The sequence below is a fragment of the Streptomyces sp. NPDC103540 genome (genome assembly GCF_055584445.1).
On record NZ_JBVJMA010000010.1, the window covers coordinates 253343 to 269906 of the forward strand.

General features: G+C 74.2%; 15 protein-coding genes. 5 read left to right on the top strand and 10 right to left on the bottom strand.

Features of this window, described 5'->3' with window-relative positions; genetic code table 11:
- Positions 1-54: 54 nt before the first annotated feature.
- The 5 genes from ACZ6ZI_RS25005 to ACZ6ZI_RS25025 all read right to left on the bottom strand — a co-directional run bounded on the left by ACZ6ZI_RS25005 (position 55) and on the right by ACZ6ZI_RS25025 (position 3904).
- Positions 55-498 carry an SRPBCC family protein gene (locus tag ACZ6ZI_RS25005; protein WP_469524329.1) on the bottom strand — a complete coding sequence of 148 codons (444 nt, stop codon included), beginning with the start codon at positions 496-498 and terminating at the stop codon, positions 55-57.
- Positions 499-809: 311 nt separating this feature from the next.
- Positions 810-1385, bottom strand: coding sequence for an NADPH-dependent FMN reductase (locus tag ACZ6ZI_RS25010; RefSeq protein WP_469524331.1), 576 nt, complete (start codon positions 1383-1385; stop codon positions 810-812).
- Between the two features lie 59 nt (positions 1386-1444).
- Positions 1445-2221: an enoyl-CoA hydratase/isomerase family protein gene (locus tag ACZ6ZI_RS25015; protein WP_469524333.1), complete on the bottom strand. Its 777-nt coding sequence runs from the start codon at positions 2219-2221 to the stop codon at positions 1445-1447.
- Positions 2218-2643, bottom strand: a complete 426-nt coding sequence (locus tag ACZ6ZI_RS25020) for a Zn-ribbon domain-containing OB-fold protein (RefSeq protein WP_469524472.1) — start codon at positions 2641-2643, stop codon at positions 2218-2220. Before ACZ6ZI_RS25020 ends, ACZ6ZI_RS25015 begins: the two co-directional genes overlap by 4 nt.
- 109 nt (positions 2644-2752) lie before the next feature.
- Positions 2753-3904 carry a lipid-transfer protein gene (locus ACZ6ZI_RS25025; RefSeq protein ID WP_469524334.1) on the bottom strand — a complete coding sequence of 384 codons (1152 nt, stop codon included), beginning with the start codon at positions 3902-3904 and terminating at the stop codon, positions 2753-2755.
- A gap of 96 nt (positions 3905-4000) precedes the next feature.
- On the opposite strand from ACZ6ZI_RS25025, the gene ACZ6ZI_RS25030 reads away from it, so the two are divergent.
- The 3 genes from ACZ6ZI_RS25030 (at position 4001) to ACZ6ZI_RS25040 (ending at position 8568) form a co-directional block, all read left to right on the top strand.
- Positions 4001-5704: a FadD3 family acyl-CoA ligase gene (locus ACZ6ZI_RS25030; protein ID WP_469524337.1), complete on the top strand. Its 1704-nt coding sequence runs from the start codon at positions 4001-4003 to the stop codon at positions 5702-5704.
- A 101-nt stretch (positions 5705-5805) separates the two neighbouring features.
- The gene (locus ACZ6ZI_RS25035; RefSeq protein ID WP_469524338.1) at positions 5806-6564 is read left to right on the top strand and encodes a hypothetical protein; all 759 of its coding nucleotides are present in this window, start codon (positions 5806-5808) and stop codon (positions 6562-6564) included.
- A 72-nt stretch (positions 6565-6636) separates the two neighbouring features.
- Entirely contained in the window at positions 6637-8568 is a 1932-nt protein-coding gene (locus tag ACZ6ZI_RS25040) for an exo-alpha-sialidase (protein ID WP_469524339.1), read from the top strand.
- Between the two features lie 19 nt (positions 8569-8587).
- On the opposite strand, the gene ACZ6ZI_RS25045 is transcribed toward ACZ6ZI_RS25040, so the two are convergent.
- The 3 genes from ACZ6ZI_RS25045 to afsR form a co-directional block, all read right to left on the bottom strand.
- Entirely contained in the window at positions 8588-9316 is a 729-nt protein-coding gene (locus ACZ6ZI_RS25045; protein WP_363060425.1) for a class I SAM-dependent DNA methyltransferase, read from the bottom strand.
- A gap of 365 nt (positions 9317-9681) precedes the next feature.
- The gene (locus ACZ6ZI_RS25050) at positions 9682-9882 is read right to left on the bottom strand and encodes a hypothetical protein (RefSeq protein ID WP_363060427.1); all 201 of its coding nucleotides are present in this window, start codon (positions 9880-9882) and stop codon (positions 9682-9684) included.
- A gap of 191 nt (positions 9883-10073) precedes the next feature.
- On the bottom strand, positions 10074-13160 hold the full coding sequence (gene afsR / locus ACZ6ZI_RS25055) for an SARP-family global regulator AfsR (RefSeq protein ID WP_469524340.1): 3087 nt from the start codon (positions 13158-13160) through the stop codon (positions 10074-10076).
- Positions 13161-13433: 273 nt separating this feature from the next.
- Here afsR and ACZ6ZI_RS25060 point away from each other — a divergent pair, with 273 nt between their 5' ends.
- Positions 13434-14654 carry an amidohydrolase family protein gene (locus ACZ6ZI_RS25060; RefSeq protein WP_469524341.1) on the top strand — a complete coding sequence of 407 codons (1221 nt, stop codon included), beginning with the start codon at positions 13434-13436 and terminating at the stop codon, positions 14652-14654.
- 131 nt (positions 14655-14785) lie between these two features.
- A complete protein-coding gene (locus tag ACZ6ZI_RS25065; RefSeq protein WP_469524342.1) occupies positions 14786-15622 on the top strand; it encodes a trypsin-like serine peptidase in 837 nt (278 codons plus the stop codon).
- A gap of 34 nt (positions 15623-15656) precedes the next feature.
- Here the strand turns inward: ACZ6ZI_RS25065 and ACZ6ZI_RS25070 are convergent, their stop codons facing one another.
- Positions 15657-16058 carry a Cif family virulence factor gene (locus ACZ6ZI_RS25070; RefSeq protein WP_363060434.1) on the bottom strand — a complete coding sequence of 134 codons (402 nt, stop codon included), beginning with the start codon at positions 16056-16058 and terminating at the stop codon, positions 15657-15659.
- Between the two features lie 49 nt (positions 16059-16107).
- On the bottom strand, positions 16108-16551 hold the full coding sequence (locus ACZ6ZI_RS25075; RefSeq protein WP_363060436.1) for an NUDIX hydrolase: 444 nt from the start codon (positions 16549-16551) through the stop codon (positions 16108-16110).
- Between the last annotated feature and the right edge of the window lie 13 nt (positions 16552-16564).

Genomic DNA, 16564 nt, shown 5'->3' on the forward strand with positions numbered 1-16564 from the left:
ACCCCGGGGCCCCGCACGCCGGACGGGGCGTGCGGGGCGGATCGCGGGGCGGGGTCAGCGGGAGCTGCGGGCCGCCTGGACGCGGGTGCGCAGGGCGTCGTTCATCGCGGTGAAGTCGCGGTGGGTGCCGGCCGGCATCCTGCCGAGGAAGGGGACGAGCAGGCCGCGGAAGCGCTCGCCGTGTTCCAGGCGCGTGGTGCGCCCGGGGCCCTCGGCCAGGCGGAAGTAGTGCTCGCCGTCGAAGAGGCCGCGCACGAGGAAGTGGCCGACCCAGCGCAGTTCGACGGCGGGCCGGGCGATGCGGACGGTCGGGCGGAAGGTGGTCGGCTTCCCGGACCGCGGGTACATGGTCAGCGTCAGCCGTTCGCCGACGGCCACCTCGCCGGCCGCCTGCCGGATGAACGGGTTCCACGTGCAGTGGCGGGGCAGGTCGACCAGGGTCGCCCAGACCTCCTCTGGTGTCGCGTCGATGGTGATCTCGGTGGCGATGGTGCGCACTGGTGCCCTGCTCCTCGGTGTGGTGGCTGCTCGCCGAAGGGACGCGGAGCTGTGCGGTTCGGCCGCCGGGTTCGGTGCTCGGATGCAACCACGGATTCCGCTCGCGTGGGCGGGCGTACGGGGCGTCTTCGCTGGTGGCGGACGGAACGGAGGGGAGTGTTCCGGGTGTGGGGTCGCGAATGGCGATACGTCGGGCGGGCGGACCCCACCCCCCGCCCAGCCCCCCGCAGCCAACCCTCAGCCCCCCCCCGCGCGGACCGCCTCCGGGCCAGGGTGGGCCGGGAGGCGGTCGGTGGCGGGCGTGCGCGGGGTCAGGCGCCCGCCCGGCCCTCGATCCTGGCCTTCAGGGCGCCGAGGAGGTCGCGGACCAGGCCGATGGAGGTCTCGTCCGTCAAGGTGCCGTGCTCGTCGAAGCGCTCGTGGGAGCGGAAGAGGTGCACCTCGGGCTTCACGACCACGTCGGTCTCGGTCCAGACGAACACCTGGCGCAGCGCGAGCTGGGCGCGGACGGTGCCGAAGTTCGTCGGGGCCGCTCCGAGGATCGCGACGGGCTTGCGCCGCAGGGGCAGGCCCTCCTGCTGCGTCCAGTCGGTGCTGACCCAGTCGATGGCGTTCTTCAGGACCCCGGGGACGGAGTAGTTGAACTCCGGGGTCGCGATGAGGAGGCCGTCGGCCTCGGTGACGCGGCGGCGCAGGTCGGCGACGGGGGCCGGGCGGTCCCGGGGGGTGTCGAGGTCCAGGTCGTAGGGCGGGATCTCGCGCAGGCCCTCGTAGATCTCGATGTCCAGGCCGGCGGGCTGGTGCTTGTGCGCCGCGCGCAGCAGGGCGGAGTTGTGGGAGTCGGCGCGCAGGCTGCCGGAGATGGCGAGGATCTTGAACTCGGACACGGTGGTGTTCCCCCTGGGTGGGCCGGTGCGGACGGCGCGCCCCCGGTGGCGCGCCGTGCTCAACGCAGGCGGTACTCCGTCCCCGCGCGGCGCGCGCCGAAGAGTTCCGCCTGCCGCTCCGACGGTAGGTTCCCCAGAGCGATCAACGCCGGAGCCTGGTCCAAGGCTTGCTGGAGCGCCGCCCGCTTCGCCGACCACAGCGCCCGTACCGTCCCCTGCACCGCCTCCGTCGGGAAGCCGGCCAGGGTCCGCGCCGACCGCAGCGCCGCCTCCGGCAGTTCCCCGGGCTCCGCCAGCTCGGAGACCAGCCCGATCTCGTACGCCCGCCGGGCGGAGAGCCGTTCGGCCGTGCCCATCAGGGACATCCGGGCGACCTCGCCGAACGGCATCCGCTGCGCCATGTACACGGCCTCGTAGGCGCTGACCATGCCGTAGGAGGTGTGCGGGTCGAAGTAGGTGGCCGTCGTGGAGGACACGACGAACTCCGACTCGCCCAGCAGGTAGAAGGCCCCGCCGCAGGCCATCCCGTTGACGGCGGCGATGACCGGCTTCCACAGGTCGTTGGCCTTCGGGCCGATGGCGATCAGCGGATCGTCCACCGAGTACGGGGACGGCGGCTGGGCCACCTCCACCGACCGGTCGATCCCGGTGCAGAACGCGGCCGTGCCGGCGCCCGTCACCACCACCGCCCGGACCTCCTCGTCGTGCCGCAGGTCCCGCCACAGCGCGGCGAGGTCGGCGGCGGTGTCGAGGTCGATGGCGTTGTGGCGGTGCTCCCGGTTCAGGGTGACGACCGCGACCCCGGCGCCCGCGTCCCGTTCGACCTTCAGCGTCATGCCTTCTCCGGGATCCAGCGGGGCACCGCCATCCCGTCGATCTCGGTGAACGCGACCTGGACGCGGGCGCCGATCCGCAGCCGGGCCGGGTCCATCGAGTCGAGGGGCGCGTCGGGGGTGGTCACGAGGTTCCCGACCAGCCGGATCAGCGGGTCCTCCGCGAGCTCCACGAGGATCACGTTGTACGGGGCCTGCGCGGCGTACGCGGGCAGCAGCGGCGGGTGCGGGCGCACCCAGGACCAGATGCGGCCGCGTCCGCTCATCGGCCGCCACTCGCTGTCGAAGGACCGGCAGTGCGGGCAGCAGGGGCGGGGCGGGAAGCGCAGTCGGCCGCAGGCGGCGCAGGCCTGCACCCGCAGTTCGCCGCGCGCGGCGTACTCCCAGAAGGGGGCGCCGTCCTCGTCGGGTACGGGGAGCAGCAGGGTCGCCGTGGCGTCGGCGGCCTCCGCGGTGGCGTCGGGGGCCCCGGCCGGGCCGGCCGGGTCGGCGGCGCCTTGCGGGTGCCGGTGCGTGGTGGTCATGGCGGCCTCCTCAGGCGCGCAGCAGGATCGCGGACGTCGGGACGCCTTCGCCCGCCGTCACCAGGCAGGTGGCGGCGTCGGGCACCTGGGCGGTGGAGGTGCCGCGCAGTTGTCTGACGCCCTCGTTGATCAGGTTGAAGCCGTGGACGTACGCCTCGCTGAGGCCGCCGCCGCCGGTGTTGAGGGGGAGCCGGCCGCCGATCTCCAGGGCGCCGCCCTCGGTGAACGCGGCGCCCTCGCCGCGTCCGCAGAAGCCGTAGCCCTCCAGGGAGAGCGGGATCAGGGGGGTGAAGGCGTCGTAGATCTGGGCAACGTCGACGTCCTCGGGCCCGAAGTCGGCCCGCTTCCACAGGTGGCGGGCGGCGGTCCAGGCGGGGCCGGACAGGGGGTCGTCGTTCCAGTAGTTGACCATCCCGTGGTGCTGGGAGGGCAGGCCCTGGGCCGCGGAGTGCACGTAGACGGGTCTTTGGCGGCAGTCGCGGGCGCGTTCGGCGGAGACGATCACGCAGGCCAGGGCGCCGTCGGTTTCCAGGCAGTTGTCGAACAGGCAGAGCGGGTCGCTGATCATGCGGGAGGACATGTACATCTCCCGGGTCAGCGGGCGGTCGTACATCATCGCGGCCGGGTTCTCGTTGGCCCGGTTGCGGCAGGCCATCGCGACGTTGAACAGGTGGTCGCGGGTGGCCCCGTACTCGTGCATGTAGCGGCGGGCCAGCATGCCGATCTCGTCGGCGGGGCGCAGCAGGCCGAAGGGGCGGGTCCACTGGCCGGGGGTGGGGAGCTGGACGGCGGTGTTCTTCCAGGGGCGGGGGCCGGAGCCGCGTTTGCGCGAGCGCCAGGCGATGCCGACGTCGGCCTGCCCGGTGGCTATGGCGGCGGCGAGGTGGCCGACGGTGGCGCACGAGCCGCCGCCTCCGTAGCCGATCTTGGAGAAGAAGGTGACGTCGCCGGCGCCGATGGCCTTGGCGACCTCGACCTCGTCGGTCTCCTCCATGGTGTAGGAGGCGAAGGCGTCGACCTCGGACGGGGAGATCCCGGCGTCGTCGAGCGCGGCGAGGATGGCCCGGCAGGCCAACTCCTTCTCGGATTGGGGCAGTCGTTTCGCGAAGGGGGTCTGGCCGATGCCGACTATCGCCGTAGCGTCCTTGAGTGTTGCCGCCATCGCCACCTCCGGGGCATGCGCCAGTGCTGACAGCCGCGAAGGCTACAGCTAATCTGACGGATAGTCAGCTACTGGGTCGTGGGAGGGGTGCGGGCGATGGTCGAAGGCGCGGGCACGGGCAGGGGCGGATCCGGCCGGTCGGGCAGAGCGACCAGCGACGCGGGCGCCGGTGGCGACGACCCGCGCGGGGACCTCCGGTGGGGGACCGTCGCCGGCCTCGTCCGTGACGCCGCCGCCCGGTTCGGCGACCGCGAGGCCGTCGTCGACGGCCGCACCCGCGTCGGCTACGCGCAGCTCGGCGAGCGCGTCGAACGGGCCGCCGCCGCCTGCATCGCCGCCGGTGTGCGCCCCGGCGACCGGGTCGCCGTCTGGGCCCCCAACACCCTGGAGTGGATCGTCTCCGCGCTCGGCGCCGTCACCGCGGGCGCCGTCCTCGTCCCCCTCAACACCCGCTTCAAGGGCGCGGAGGCCGCGTACGTCCTGCGGCGCAGTCGCGCCCGCCTGCTCTTCGTCACCGGCACCTTCCTCGGCACCTCCTACGTGGCCTCCCTGCGCCGCGCCACCGCCGAGGGCCCCGGCACCGGGCCGCTGCCCGGCCTGCCCCACCTCGAACAGGTCGTGGTCCTCGCCGACGACGCCCCCGACACCTTCCGCACCTGGAAGGACTTCCTCGCCGGCGGGGACGCCGTCACCGCCGGGGCCGTCCGCGCCCGCGCCGCCGCCATCGCCCCCGACGCCCCCTCGGACATCATCTTCACCTCCGGCACCACCGGCAGCCCCAAGGGCGCCGTCATCACCCACGCCCAGACCCTGCGCTGCTACGCCGTCTGGAGCGAGCTCGCCGGACTGCGCGAGGGCGACCGCTACCTGATCGTGAACCCCTTCTTCCACACCTTCGGCTACAAGGCCGGGATCATCGCCTGCCTGATGCGCGGCGCGACGATGGTCCCGCAGTCCGTCTCCGGCGTGGACACCATGCTCGCCAACATCGCCGCCGAGCGGATCTCCGTCCTCCCCGGCCCGCCCACCCTGCACCAGTCGCTCCTGGACCACCCCCAGCGCGACCACCACGACCTCTCCGCGCTGCGCCTGGTCGTCACCGGCGCCGCCGTCGTACCGCTGCGGCTCGTCGAACGGCTCCGCGGCGAACTGTGCGTCGCCACCGTCCTGACCGCCTACGGGCTCTCCGAGGCCGGAGGCATCGTCACCATGTGCCGGCGCGGCGACGACGACGCGCTGATCGCCGCCACCTCGGGCCGGGCCATCCCCGACACCGAGGTCCGCGTCACCGGACCCGACGGGGCGGTCCTGCCCGCGGGCGCCCCCGGCGAGGTCCGGGTGCGGGGCCACCACGTGATGCGCGGCTACTTCGAGGACCCCGAGGAGACCGCCCGCGCCGTCACCCCGGACGGCTGGCTGCGCACCGGCGACATCGGCGTCCTCGACGCGCACGGGAACCTGCGCATCACCGACCGCATCAAGGACATGTTCATCGTCGGCGGGTTCAACGCCTACCCGGCCGAGATAGAGCAACTCCTCGGCCTGCACCCGGACATCGCCGACGTGGCCGTCGTGGGGATCCCCGACCCCCGGCTCGGCGAGGCGGGCAGGGCCTACGTCGTCCGCCGGCCCGGGTCCACCCTCACCGCCGACGACCTGATCGCCTGGTCCCGCCGGGAGATGGCGAACTACAAGGTGCCCCGCGAGGTGGAGTTCGTGGCGGGGCTCCCGCGCAACGCGAGCGGCAAGGTCCTCAAGACGCAGTTGCGGTCCCGCCCCGCAGCCGGTGGATCGCTGTAGGGCGCAACGGAATTGACGTGCCAAAACCCTGCGTGCCGGCCGCCCGCGGCGCGTCAGTAGGCTGTGCGCCTCGTAGATCACATCGTATGAGGATGGGCAGGATGAGCAGCGAACAACCCCGTCAGGATTGGCCGACACCTCCGGGGTACCCGCCGTCCGGTCCGCCGTCCGCCCCGCCGTACGGGGCGCCCGTCGGACCGCCGCCCGCCGCCCCGGCGTCGAGCTCGCACCGCACGGCCTGGATCGGCGCCGGCGCCACTCTCGTGGCCGCCGTGATCGGTGTCCTCGGCACCTACCTGGTGACGGGGAGCGGCGGCTCGAAGGGCACGCCGGCCCCCGAGCGGGCGGCGGCCGAATCGGCCCCCGCCACCGGTGCGCAGGCCCAGGGCGGCGCCGCCGCCCCGTCGGCTTCCGCCCCCGCGCAGAGCCCTTCGGCCCCGCAGGCCTCGGCCTCCGCCTCCGCCCCGGCCGCGGGGAAGGCGGCCGGCACCGTCCAGTGGGAGGGCGCCCTCGCGATCGAGTACGGGCACGACAAGGACCTGGACGCCTCGCCGCCGGCCCAGTCCGAGATCAACAGCGAGAACGACTTCATGGTCTTCTCGTTCGGCAACCTGCGGTTGCGCCCCCAGGGCGGGGCCAAGGCCCTGGTGTGGGAGGACTCCTCGAAGGTGCCCACGTACGCGGACTGCGCGGGCGTGATCGACACGCTGGGGACCACGAAGGACCTGGACCTGAAGACCGGCAGGATCTTCTGCGGTCGCACCGACGACGGCCGCGTCCTGCGGCTGACCACCAAGACCTTCGACGGCGGGGGCGGGACCGCCAACGGCACCTTCGACGTCGTCGTCTGGGGGAAGTGACCCCGCCCACGGGGTGATCCGCCCGCCGTGTCCCGGAGCGGAGGCCTCCACCGGCCGCGCTAGCCTGCACCGGTGAGGTCGAATCAGTCAGGTGTCCGAATCTGGTGGCCGCTCCGGGGCGCGGGCGCGGCGCTGGCCGTCGCCGGCGCCCTCGGGCTGTCGTCCCTCGTCCTCCCGTCCCCTCCGGCCGACGGCGGCCGGCCGGGGGCGAAACGGCCGCCCGGTCTGACCGCCGCCGTCTCCGCGCCGTTCAGCGCCTTCACCGAGGGCTACGACTGCTACCGCATCCCCACCCTCACCACCACCAGGGACGGCGCCCTCCTGGCCATCGCCGAGGCCCGCACCGCCGGCTGCGACGACATCGGCGACATCGACCTCGTCCTCAAGCGGTCCACCGACAACGGCCGCACCTGGGGCCCGATGCGGGTCCTGCGCGGCGCGGGCGACCCCGGCGCCTACGGCAACCCGGTCCCCGTCGTGGACTCCGCCTCCGGCCGCGTCACCCTCCTGCACGCCTACAGCACCTGGACCCGCGACGCCGAGGGCAACCGGGTGCGCGGCCCCCGCGAACTGCGCCTGGCCTCCAGCACCGACGACGGCGTCGCCTGGAGCGCCGACCCCGCCCCGCAACCCCACCTGAAGGGCGCCGACTGGGCCTGGGTCTCCGTGGGCCCCGGCCACGGCATCCAGCTCACCCCCACCCGCCCCGACCGCCCCGGCCGGCTCGTCGTCAGCGCCGACTACCGCACCGAGTCCAACGAATCCGGGGCCCAGCTCCTCTACAGCGACGACGGCGGCCAGACCTGGCAGGCCGGCGCCCGCTGGGGAGCCCCCGAGGGCACCCCCGCCCCCAACGAACCCGCGCTGACCCAACTCCCCGACGGGCGGATCTACGTCAACGCCCGCTCCACCGCCACCTGCGGCACCGCCGACCACCGCGTCTCCGCCGTCCTCGACGACGTCGCCGCCCCCGCCTTCCCGGAACCCGGCTTCCGGCCCGTCGCCGACCTCCCCGCCCCGCCCGCCTCCGGCTCCCTGCTCCAACTCCCCGACGGGACACTGCTGCTGTCGGCGCCCAGCCGCCCCGGCGCAGAGTTCTCCGACCGGTGGACCCTGGCCGTACGGACCTCCACGGACTCCGGCCGCACCTGGTCGCGGGAGGGGGCCGTCGTCCTGCGCGAACGGGCCGGCTACTCCGACATGGCCGTCCTCGGCGACGGACGGATCGGGATGCTCTACGAGACCGCCAACGGCACCCCGCACGGCTACGTCAAGTTCACCGCCTTCACCCCCCACGAACTCCGGGCCGCCGCCGAGGACCTCACCCCCCGCCTCACCCCCGACGCCGGCCCCCACCGCGTCCAGGCCGTCGTGCACGGAGCACCCCGCCCCGGCAACCGCCCGGACGGCGGCAAGACCCTGCGCCTCGACGGGCGCGACGACTTCGTACGGCTGATCAACTGCCCCGACGCGCTGCGACTCGGCGACGGGGACTTCGCCGTCGCCACCTGGGTCAAGTACAAGACGCGCGGCCAGGACCGCGACGCCGGCGTCCGCGCCCCCCTCGTGTGGGGCTACGGGCAGGGGCCCGGGGCCCGAAGGTTCGCCATCGAGGCGAACCCCGACACCGGCCGGCTCGAAGCCACGATCGACGCCGGCACCGACGCCGGCCCCGTCGTCCTCGCCGCCGCCTCCCGCACCGACGACGACGTCTGGCACCACGTCGTCCTCCAGCGCGAGGGAGACGAACTGCGCCTGACCGTCGACGACGGCCCGGCCGCCGCCGTACGCCCCACCCTGGGACAGACGGACTTCAGGCCCACCGGGGCCTTCACCATCCACCTCGGCACCCGCCCCGACCTCAAGGCCTTCTACGCCGGAGCCCTCGACGACGTACGCGTCTACGGGCGGCCCCTGTCCGGCAACGACCGGGCCCGCCTGCGCGACGGCAGCGACGTCACCGACCAGCTGCGCGTCCACCTGCCCTTCGACCGGCTCCGCTGAGCCGCCCGGGGCGCCGCGCCTACGCGGGGTCCTTGCGGGCCAGCACCAGCCGCCACCGCGGGCTGCCGTCCGGCCGGTACCCGAAGTGCTCCAGCGGCGCCGTCCCCACCCGGAAGCCCGCCGCGCGCAGGTCCGCCCGGACCGGCCCGAAGGGGAAGGTGCGGTAGTACATGACGAACGGCGGGCGCCACACCGCGTTGCGCACCCGCATCGTCGCGTCGAACCCGGCGACCGCCCACCACAGCGGGGAGGACGGCGGGATCGGGGCGCCGATCGGGAAGGCGAACAGCCCGCCCGGTCGCAGGGCCCGGTGCACGCCGGAGAACAGCGCGGGCCGCTCCGCCGGCAGGAAGTGCCCGAAGGCCCCGAAGCTCACCGCGAGGTCGTAGGAGTCCGCCAGCCGCGGCGGCAGCTCCCGCGCGTCGGCCCGTACGAGGTCCACCCCGGCCGGGTGCGCCCGCGCGGCCTCGGCCAGCATGCCCGCGCTGAGGTCGACCCCGGTCACCCGGTCCCGGCACAGCCGGCGCAGCAGCGGCAGGGCCGCGCCGGTGCCGCAGCACAGGTCCAGGCCGGAGCCGAAGGAGCCCTCCCGCGCGGCGAGGGTCTCCTCGACGGCGTCGAGCATCCGGTCCGGGGTGCGGAACGGCGTCAGGTCGAACTTGGGCGCGAGGAGGTCGTAGCCCCGCTCGACGGAGGAGAGGGCCTGGACGGCCAGCTCGCGCAGGCCGGGCCCCTGTGAGGTGAACACGCCCCCAGCCTAGGAGACGGCCGCCCCGCCGGGGCCGTGGTCGGGGGCGCGGGGTCCGGCGGCCGTGGTCGGGCGTGGTCGGGGACGCACGTGCGGCGGCCGCGGTGGTCCCCCTCCTGGCCACCGCGGCCGCCGTCCCCCGTATGCGTTCCCCCGTGCTCGTTCCCCCGTGCTCGTTCCCCCGTGCCCGGGTCCCCCGTGCCCGGCCACCCGTACGTCCCCCGTACGCGTGCCCGGGCCTCTTCCCGTACGTTCCCCCGTACGTCCCGCGAGCGGTTCCCCCGTACGTCCGCCCGCGGGTCCCCCGTACGTTTCCCCCGTACGTTCCCGTGGTGGTTGTCGCCGTGCCGTTGTGGCCGCTCGCGCTACGGGCGGGTACCGGACGCGTGGTTGTCCAGCGTCACGATCTCCTCGCCCGAGGCGTGGTTGTCGAGCGGCGTCTGCGGAGCCGGCGGGTCCGCCGGCGGGTCCTGCGGGTCGAGGGGCTTGATCTCGATGCCCGAGGCGTGGTTGTCGAGCGGTCTGATGTCTCCGTCGAGCGGCAGGCTGTTCTCGTTCGTCGTCATCGGATCTCCTGATGGTGTGTCGGGCCCGTTCGGCGATTCCCCCGCGGACCGCCGAACGGGTTCTCCTCCCACGGCCCGGGTGCCCCCCGACGCGCCGGGTCGATGCGTTCATCATGGCGCGCGGCGATAAACGAACGATGAACGTGCCGTCCATCTCCGCGAAGCCGCCGGTCAGCGGCTTCCGGCCGGTTTCAGGCGGCCAGTTCCGAGGCCAACAGGGCCTTCACTTCGGCCAGTTCCGTCGATCCCAGGCGGGTGAAGACGGTCTCCGCGTCCTGCCAGCAGGCCCGGGCCCGGTCGGGCTGCCCGAGCCGGCGCAGGGCCTTGCCCAGCACGGTCAGCACGGTGGCGCGGCGCCACTCCCCGCCGATCCCGCGCAGGGCGATGGCCTGCTCGGCGTGTTGGGCGGCCAGGGTGGGCCGGCGGGCGGCGAGGTGGGCCTCGGCGAGCCGGAAGTGGGTGACGCCCTCCCACAGGGGCTGGCGGTTGTCGTGGAACAGGGAGAGGGCCTCGCCGAGCTGTGTCAGCGCCTCCCCGAGCCGGCCGGCCTGGGTCAGGGCGATGCCCAGCGCGTAGCGGCCGTTGGCCAGGCGCAGGGTCAGGCCCATCCGGTCGTAGATGGCGATGCCCTGTTGGGCGAGGTCTATGGCGCTGGCGAGCCGGCCCAGGGCGACGTGGATGCGCGAGAGGTTGCACAGGGCGCTGGCCTCGCCGACGAGGTTGGCGTCGGCGCGGAAGTTCTGGATGGCCTCCAGGAGGTAGCGCTCGCCGTCGGCGTACCGGGACTGGTAGAGGGCGATGATCCCGCGGTCGTTGGGGGCCCAGCAGCTGGGGAGCGGGTCTTCGGCCTCCCGGGCCAGGTCCATGGCCTGGCGGGCCTCCTCGTCGGCCTCGGCGAAGCGGCCGGCGAAGAGGTGGACCATGGTGAGCGTGGTGCGGGTGCGACCCTCGGCGCGCGGGTCGCGGGCGGTGCGGGCGGCGTCGAGGAGGGTCAGCGCGGCGGACTCGTACTGCTTGGAGTTGGCGCCGGACTCGGCGAGGTCCTTGGCCGCCCACAGCAGGTCGACGGCCCGGCGCAGGGCGGTGGGCCGGCCGGCGGACTGGCGTACGCAGGCCAGCAGCGGGTCGGCCTCGGCGAACAGCCAGTCGAGGGCGGCGCGGGGCTCGGCGAGCGGCAGCCCGGGGCGTTCGGTGGTCGACAGGTGGGCGGGGAGGCGGTCGCCGGGGCGTTCCAGGGAGTACACGCGGGCGGCGGTGGCGAGGTAGAAGTCCAGGAGGCGGTCGAGGGCGGCCTCGCGTCCGGCGGCCGGCTGTTCGTCGCGTTCGGCGCACGCACGCGCGTAGAGGCGTACGAGGTCGTGGAAGCGGTAGCGGCCGGGGGCGGCCGATTCCAGCAGGGAGCAGTCGACTAAAGCCTCGAGGAGGTCCTCGGCGTCGTGCTCGGGCAGGTCGAGGACGGCCGCCGCGGCGGCCAGGGAGATGTCGGGGCCGTCGGCGAGGCCGAGGAGGCGGAAGGCGCGCTGCTGGGCGGGTTCCAGCTGTCCGTAGCCGAGTTCGAAGGTGGCTTTGACGGCGAGGTCGCCGGCCTGGAGCTCGTCGAGGCGGCGGCGTTCGTCGGCGAGCTTCGCGGCGAGGACGGAGACGGTCCAGGTGCGGCGGGCGGCGAGGCGGGAGGCGGCGATGCGGATGGCGAGGGGCAGGAACCCGCAGGCGCCGACGACGTCGAGGGCGGCCTGGCGTTCGGCGCCGACGCGTTCGGTTCCGACGATGCGGGTGAACAGCTGTAGGGCCTCCTCGGGGCTCATCACGTCGAGGTCGACGAGATGGGCCCCGGCGAGGCCCGACATCCGGACCCGACTGGTGACGAGGGCGGCGCAGCCGGCGGTGCCGGGCAGCAGCGGGCGGACCTGGGCGGCGTCGCGGGCGTTGTCGAGCAGGACCAGGACGCGGCGGCCGTCGAGGACGGAGCGGTAGAGCGCGGCCCGGTCGGCGGCGGAGTCGGGGATGGCGCTGTCGGGGGTGCCGAGGGCGCGCAGGAAGGAACCGAGGACGGCTTCGGGCTGGGCGGGGCGCGGGTCGGTGCCCTGGAGGTCGGCGTAGAGCTGCCCGTCGGGGAAGTGGGGGCGGGCGGCGTGGGCGACGTGCACGGCGAGCGTGGTCTTGCCGACGCCGCCGATGCCGGCGAGCGCGGAGACGGCCATGACCTGCCCGGCGGCGTCGGAGAGGATCTCGCCGAGTTCGGCGACGAAGGGCGCGCGGCCGGTGAAGTCGGGGACGGTGGCGGGCAATTGGGCGGGCCTCACGAGGACGGGCGCGGCGGCCTGGGTGGGGTCTTCGGCGTGGGCGAGCTCGGTGTCCGCGTTCAGGATGCGCTGCTGGAGGGCGGACAGCTCGGGGCGGGGGTCGACTCCGAGTTCGTCGGCGAGCAGGCGGCGGGTGTCGGCGTAGACGGCGAGGGCCTCGGCCTGCCGGCCGCTGCGGTAGAGGGCGAGCATGAGCAGCTCGCGCAGGCGTTCGCGCAGGGGGTGGGCGGCGGTGAGGGCGGTGAGTTCGGAGACGGCCTCGGCGTGGTGGCCGAGCTCCAGGTCGAGGTCGAGGCGGGTCTCCTGGAGCTGGAGGCGCCATTCGGCCAGGCGGGTGCGTTCGGTCTCGGCGTGCGGGCCGGGGACCCCGGCGAGGGGTTCGCCGTCCCAGAGGTCGAGGGCGCGGGCGAGCAGGGTCCGGGCGAGGGTGCGGTCGCCGGCGGCGCGGGCCTTGTCGGCGTCGCCGGCGAGGCCGCGGGCGACGCCGAGGTCGAGGGCCTCCTGCCGGCGCAGCCGGATCGCGTAGCCGCCGGCGTCGGTGACGAGGAGGCCGGGGTCGAGGATCTTGCGCAGCCGGGAGGCGTACGTACGGATCGTGGCGAGGGCCTGCTGCGGGGGTTCGTCGCCCCAGATGGCGTCGATCAGCTCGGGTGCGGTGGCGGTGCGGCCGTCGCGCAGCAGGAGCACGGCGAGGAGGGCGCGCTGCTGGGGGCTGCCGGAGGGCAGGGTCTCGCCGCCGCGCCGGGCCCGGACGGGGCCGAGGACGGCGAACCGGTTCTCGGTGGGGGCCGGTTCGGGTGCCGCGGCGTCCTCGGGGGCCTTCGGTGCCCCGCCGGTCCGCGCCGCCCCGCCGGTCGCGGATGGTAAGGGTGCCGAGGGCGCGGCGGAAGGCGCCTCGGTGGGCGCCTTGGTGGGCGCCTCGGAGGGTGCGGTGGTCGTCGAGGGGGCTGCGGGCGGGGTGGGTGTCTCGTGCATCGAGGGTGTCCCGTGCGTCGCGGGCGCTTCAGGCGCGTGGGTGCCGGTCCGGGACCGGTCCGCCCCGGGGCGGTTCCGCTGGTGCGGGATGGCCGGTATGCCGTCCATCTGGCGTCCCCCCTGCCTTCCGTCGGTTTCCAAGGGTCAGTCTGCCCTGTCTCGCTCGTACACGTCAGTCCGCGGCGGAGTGATCCCTTCCTGAACGGCGGGTCGCCGCGGTTCCCTGCCGTCCAAGTAGCTGACGGTTCGTCAGATCGGCGCTACGGTGAAAGCATGGAGACTTTCCCGAAGATCATCTCGGTGGACGACCACACGGTGGAGCCCCCTCACGTCTGGCGGGACCGGCTCCCGTCCCGCTACCGCGACATCGGCCCCCGGATCGTCCGCGCCCCCCTCAAGGAAATGACCTTCCTCGGCGGGAAGTTCGCCCCCGTCATGGGCGCCAAGGGCGACGACGGCCCCGTGGGCGACTGGTGGGTGTACGAGGACCTGCACCGGCCGCTCACCCGCCTCGACACCGCGGTGGGGTACGACCGTGACGAGATCAAGCTGGAAGTCATCACCTACGAGCAGATGCGCCCCGGGTCCTTCTCGGTTCCCGACCGCCTCGCCGACATGGACGTCAACCACGTCCAGTCCGCCCTCTGCTTCCCGACCTTCCCCCGCTTCTGCGGCCAGACCTTCACCGAGGCCAAGGACCGGGAGCTGGGCCTGCTCGGCGTACGGGCCTACAACGACTGGATGGTGGAGGAGTGGTGCGGCCACGAGGCCCACGGCCGCCTGATCCCCCTCACCCTCGTCCCGCTGTGGGACCCCCACCTCGCCGCCGCCGAGGTCCGCCGCAACGCCGCCCGCGGCGTGCGCGCCGTCGCCTTCTCCGAGATCCCCCCGCACCTGGGCCTGCCGTCCATCCACACCGACGACTGGGACCCCTTCCTGCGGGCCTGCGACGAGACCGGCACGGTCATCGCCATGCACATCGGCTCCTCGTCGAGGATGCCCTCCACCTCGGCGGACGCCCCGCCCGCCGTCGGTTCCACCATCACCTTCGCCAACTGCTGCTTCTCGATGGTCGACTGGCTGATGAGCGGCAAGTTCGAACGCTTCCCCGGCCTGCGGATCATGTACGCCGAGGGTCAGATCGGATGGATCCCCTACATCCTGGAGCGCGCGAACGTCGTCTGGGAGGAGAACCGCGGCTGGGGCGGAGTCGCCGACAAGGTGCTGCGCCCGCCCTCCGAGCTGTTCGCCGAACACGTCTTCGGCTGCTTCTTCGACGACGCCTTCGGCCTGCGGAACCTCGACTCCATCGGCGTGGGCAACGTCCTCTACGAGACCGACTACCCGCACTCGGACTCCACCTGGCCCCGGTCCCGCCAGGTCGGCGAGGCCCAGATGGGCCACCTCGACCCCGAGGTGGTCGACCGCATCGTCCGGGGCAACGCCATCGACCTGCTGGGCCTCACCCCCGAAGGGCTCTGGCCCGGCGCCTGACGGGCCCGCCCGGATCCCGCCAGGGGCCGGATCCCGCCAAGCCGGGCCGACCCGGGCCCGACGCGAGGCCCCGGCCTTGCAACCGGGGCGTGCGGCGGGGCATGCTCGCCGGGGCGATCCGGGGAGGGATCATGGCGGTGGACAGGCGGAACGTGGTGACGGTGGTGCTCTGCGCCCTGGCGGCGCTGGGCGCGTCGGCGGCGGTGGCCGAGCTGGCACCCCCACCCGAAGGCACCGCCCCCGCGAAGGCCAAGGCCGCCGCGCCGGCCGCCACACCGGGCACCCCGCCCAGGTCGGGCGCGCCCAAGGCGCAGCTCGCCACCCCGCAGCCCGCGCCCGTCACCCCGCAGCCCGGCGGCCCCGCCGCCTTCACCGGGGCGCTGTTCACCGGCGGCCTCGACGGCGACCACTTCTGCACGGCCACCGTCGTCCGCAGCCCCGGCAAGGACCTCATCATCACCGCCGGCCACTGCCTTGCGGCCGGCGACCAGACCCGCGGCAACGCCGTCTTCGTCCCCGCGTACGCCAACGGCGCCGCCCCGTACGGCACGTGGAAGCTGGAGGAGGTCTACGAGGACTCCCGCTGGGCCGAGGACACCGACGACGACTACGACCTCGCCTTCGCCCGCCTCGCCCCCGACGACAAGGGCCGCCGCGTCGAGGACGTCGTCGGCTCCGCGACCCTCGACACCACGGGCCGCGCCGGCGAGGAGGTCACGGTGACGGGCTACCCCGCCGACCGGAAGGTCCCGCGGACCTGCACGGCGGTCTCCGTCCGGCTGAGCGAGAAGGAGCAGCGCTTCGACTGCGCCGACTTCCCGGGCGGCACCAGCGGCAGCGCCTGGATAGGCCGCGACGGGAAGATCATCGGCATTCTGACCGGCGGTGACACGGACGACGTGTCCACCAGCACGGTCCTCGGCGACTACGCGGCGCGGCTCTACGCGAAGGCCACGCTCGGTCGGTAGGGCGGCCGCGGGTGCCGTCCGGTCGCGGGTGCGGTCAGGCCGGGTCGTCGTACCAGGAGAAGGCGGCGATCCGCCAGCCTTCCGGGGCGCGGACGAACTGGATGGTCTTCGTCCCGCCCCCCTCGTAGGGCTCGCCGTCCAGGAGACCGGACTTGCGGTAGGTGCCGAACCGGGAGGCGATGTCGCCGGTGATCTCGGTCCTCTCCGAGGTCTCCCACTCGGCGAACCCGACCAGCCGGCCGCCGTTCAACAGTTCCCGGCGGGGCTCGACGAACTCCTCCACGGTGTAGGCCGTGAACTCCGGGCCGGTGCGGACGATCAGCCCGCCCGGCAGCATGAGCCGGTGCAGGCGGTCCAGGTCGGCGGGCTTGCCGCCCCGGTTGTCGAACGCGGCGAAGAACTCGGCGGTCAGGGTGTCGATCTCGGCCTTGGACATGGCCGTGACGGTAACACCCTGGCACGGTGCGGTCGTTGGGGCCCGCCGGTTACGTCACCAGGCCCAGGTGGACCGGCTCGGTCGCGGCCTCGGCGAGGAGGGCGGGCAGCCGCGGGGGCCACAGCGGTTCGCCCAGTGCGGCCAGGCGCCGCGGCGAGAGCCACTGCCAGTGGATGTCCGGCGATTCGAGGGTGGGCTCGCGGCGCGGGCCCGTGGTCACGTAGATGTGCTCGTGCTGGCGGACCGGGACGCCCTCGTGGGTGAAGTCGTGCTCCCAGGTGCACAGCAGCCGCTGCGGCTCCAGGTCGGTCCAGCCGGTCTCCTCGCGCAGCTCGCGCCGCACGCACTCCTCGGGGGTCTCGCCGGGGTCGATGCCGCCGCCCGGGGGCAGCCAGTGGATGCCGACTTCGATGTTGTTCTCGCGGAACAGGAACACGGACCCGCCGGGTGAGAGGACCACAATGCGGGCTGCCTGACGTGGAGTTCTCTTCATCAACGCAGGGTAC

Excerpts from the sequence above, each read along its gene's own strand:
- ACZ6ZI_RS25015 (WP_469524333.1), bottom strand. The coding sequence starts at position 2,221 with ATGACGCTGAAGGTCGAACGGGACGCGGGCGCCGGGGTCGCGGTCGTC.
- ACZ6ZI_RS25025 (WP_469524334.1), bottom strand. The coding sequence starts at position 3,904 with ATGGCGGCAACACTCAAGGACGCTACGGCGATAGTCGGCATCGGCCAG.
- ACZ6ZI_RS25030 (WP_469524337.1), top strand. The coding sequence starts at position 4,001 with ATGGTCGAAGGCGCGGGCACGGGCAGGGGCGGATCCGGCCGGTCGGGC.
- ACZ6ZI_RS25035 (WP_469524338.1), top strand. The coding sequence starts at position 5,806 with ATGAGCAGCGAACAACCCCGTCAGGATTGGCCGACACCTCCGGGGTAC.
- ACZ6ZI_RS25050 (WP_363060427.1), bottom strand. The coding sequence starts at position 9,882 with ATGACGACGAACGAGAACAGCCTGCCGCTCGACGGAGACATCAGACCG.
- afsR (WP_469524340.1), bottom strand. The coding sequence starts at position 13,160 with ATGCACGAGACACCCACCCCGCCCGCAGCCCCCTCGACGACCACCGCA.
- ACZ6ZI_RS25060 (WP_469524341.1), top strand. The coding sequence starts at position 13,434 with ATGGAGACTTTCCCGAAGATCATCTCGGTGGACGACCACACGGTGGAG.
- ACZ6ZI_RS25065 (WP_469524342.1), top strand. The coding sequence starts at position 14,786 with ATGGCGGTGGACAGGCGGAACGTGGTGACGGTGGTGCTCTGCGCCCTG.
- ACZ6ZI_RS25070 (WP_363060434.1), bottom strand. The coding sequence starts at position 16,058 with ATGTCCAAGGCCGAGATCGACACCCTGACCGCCGAGTTCTTCGCCGCG.
- ACZ6ZI_RS25075 (WP_363060436.1), bottom strand. The coding sequence starts at position 16,551 with ATGAAGAGAACTCCACGTCAGGCAGCCCGCATTGTGGTCCTCTCACCC.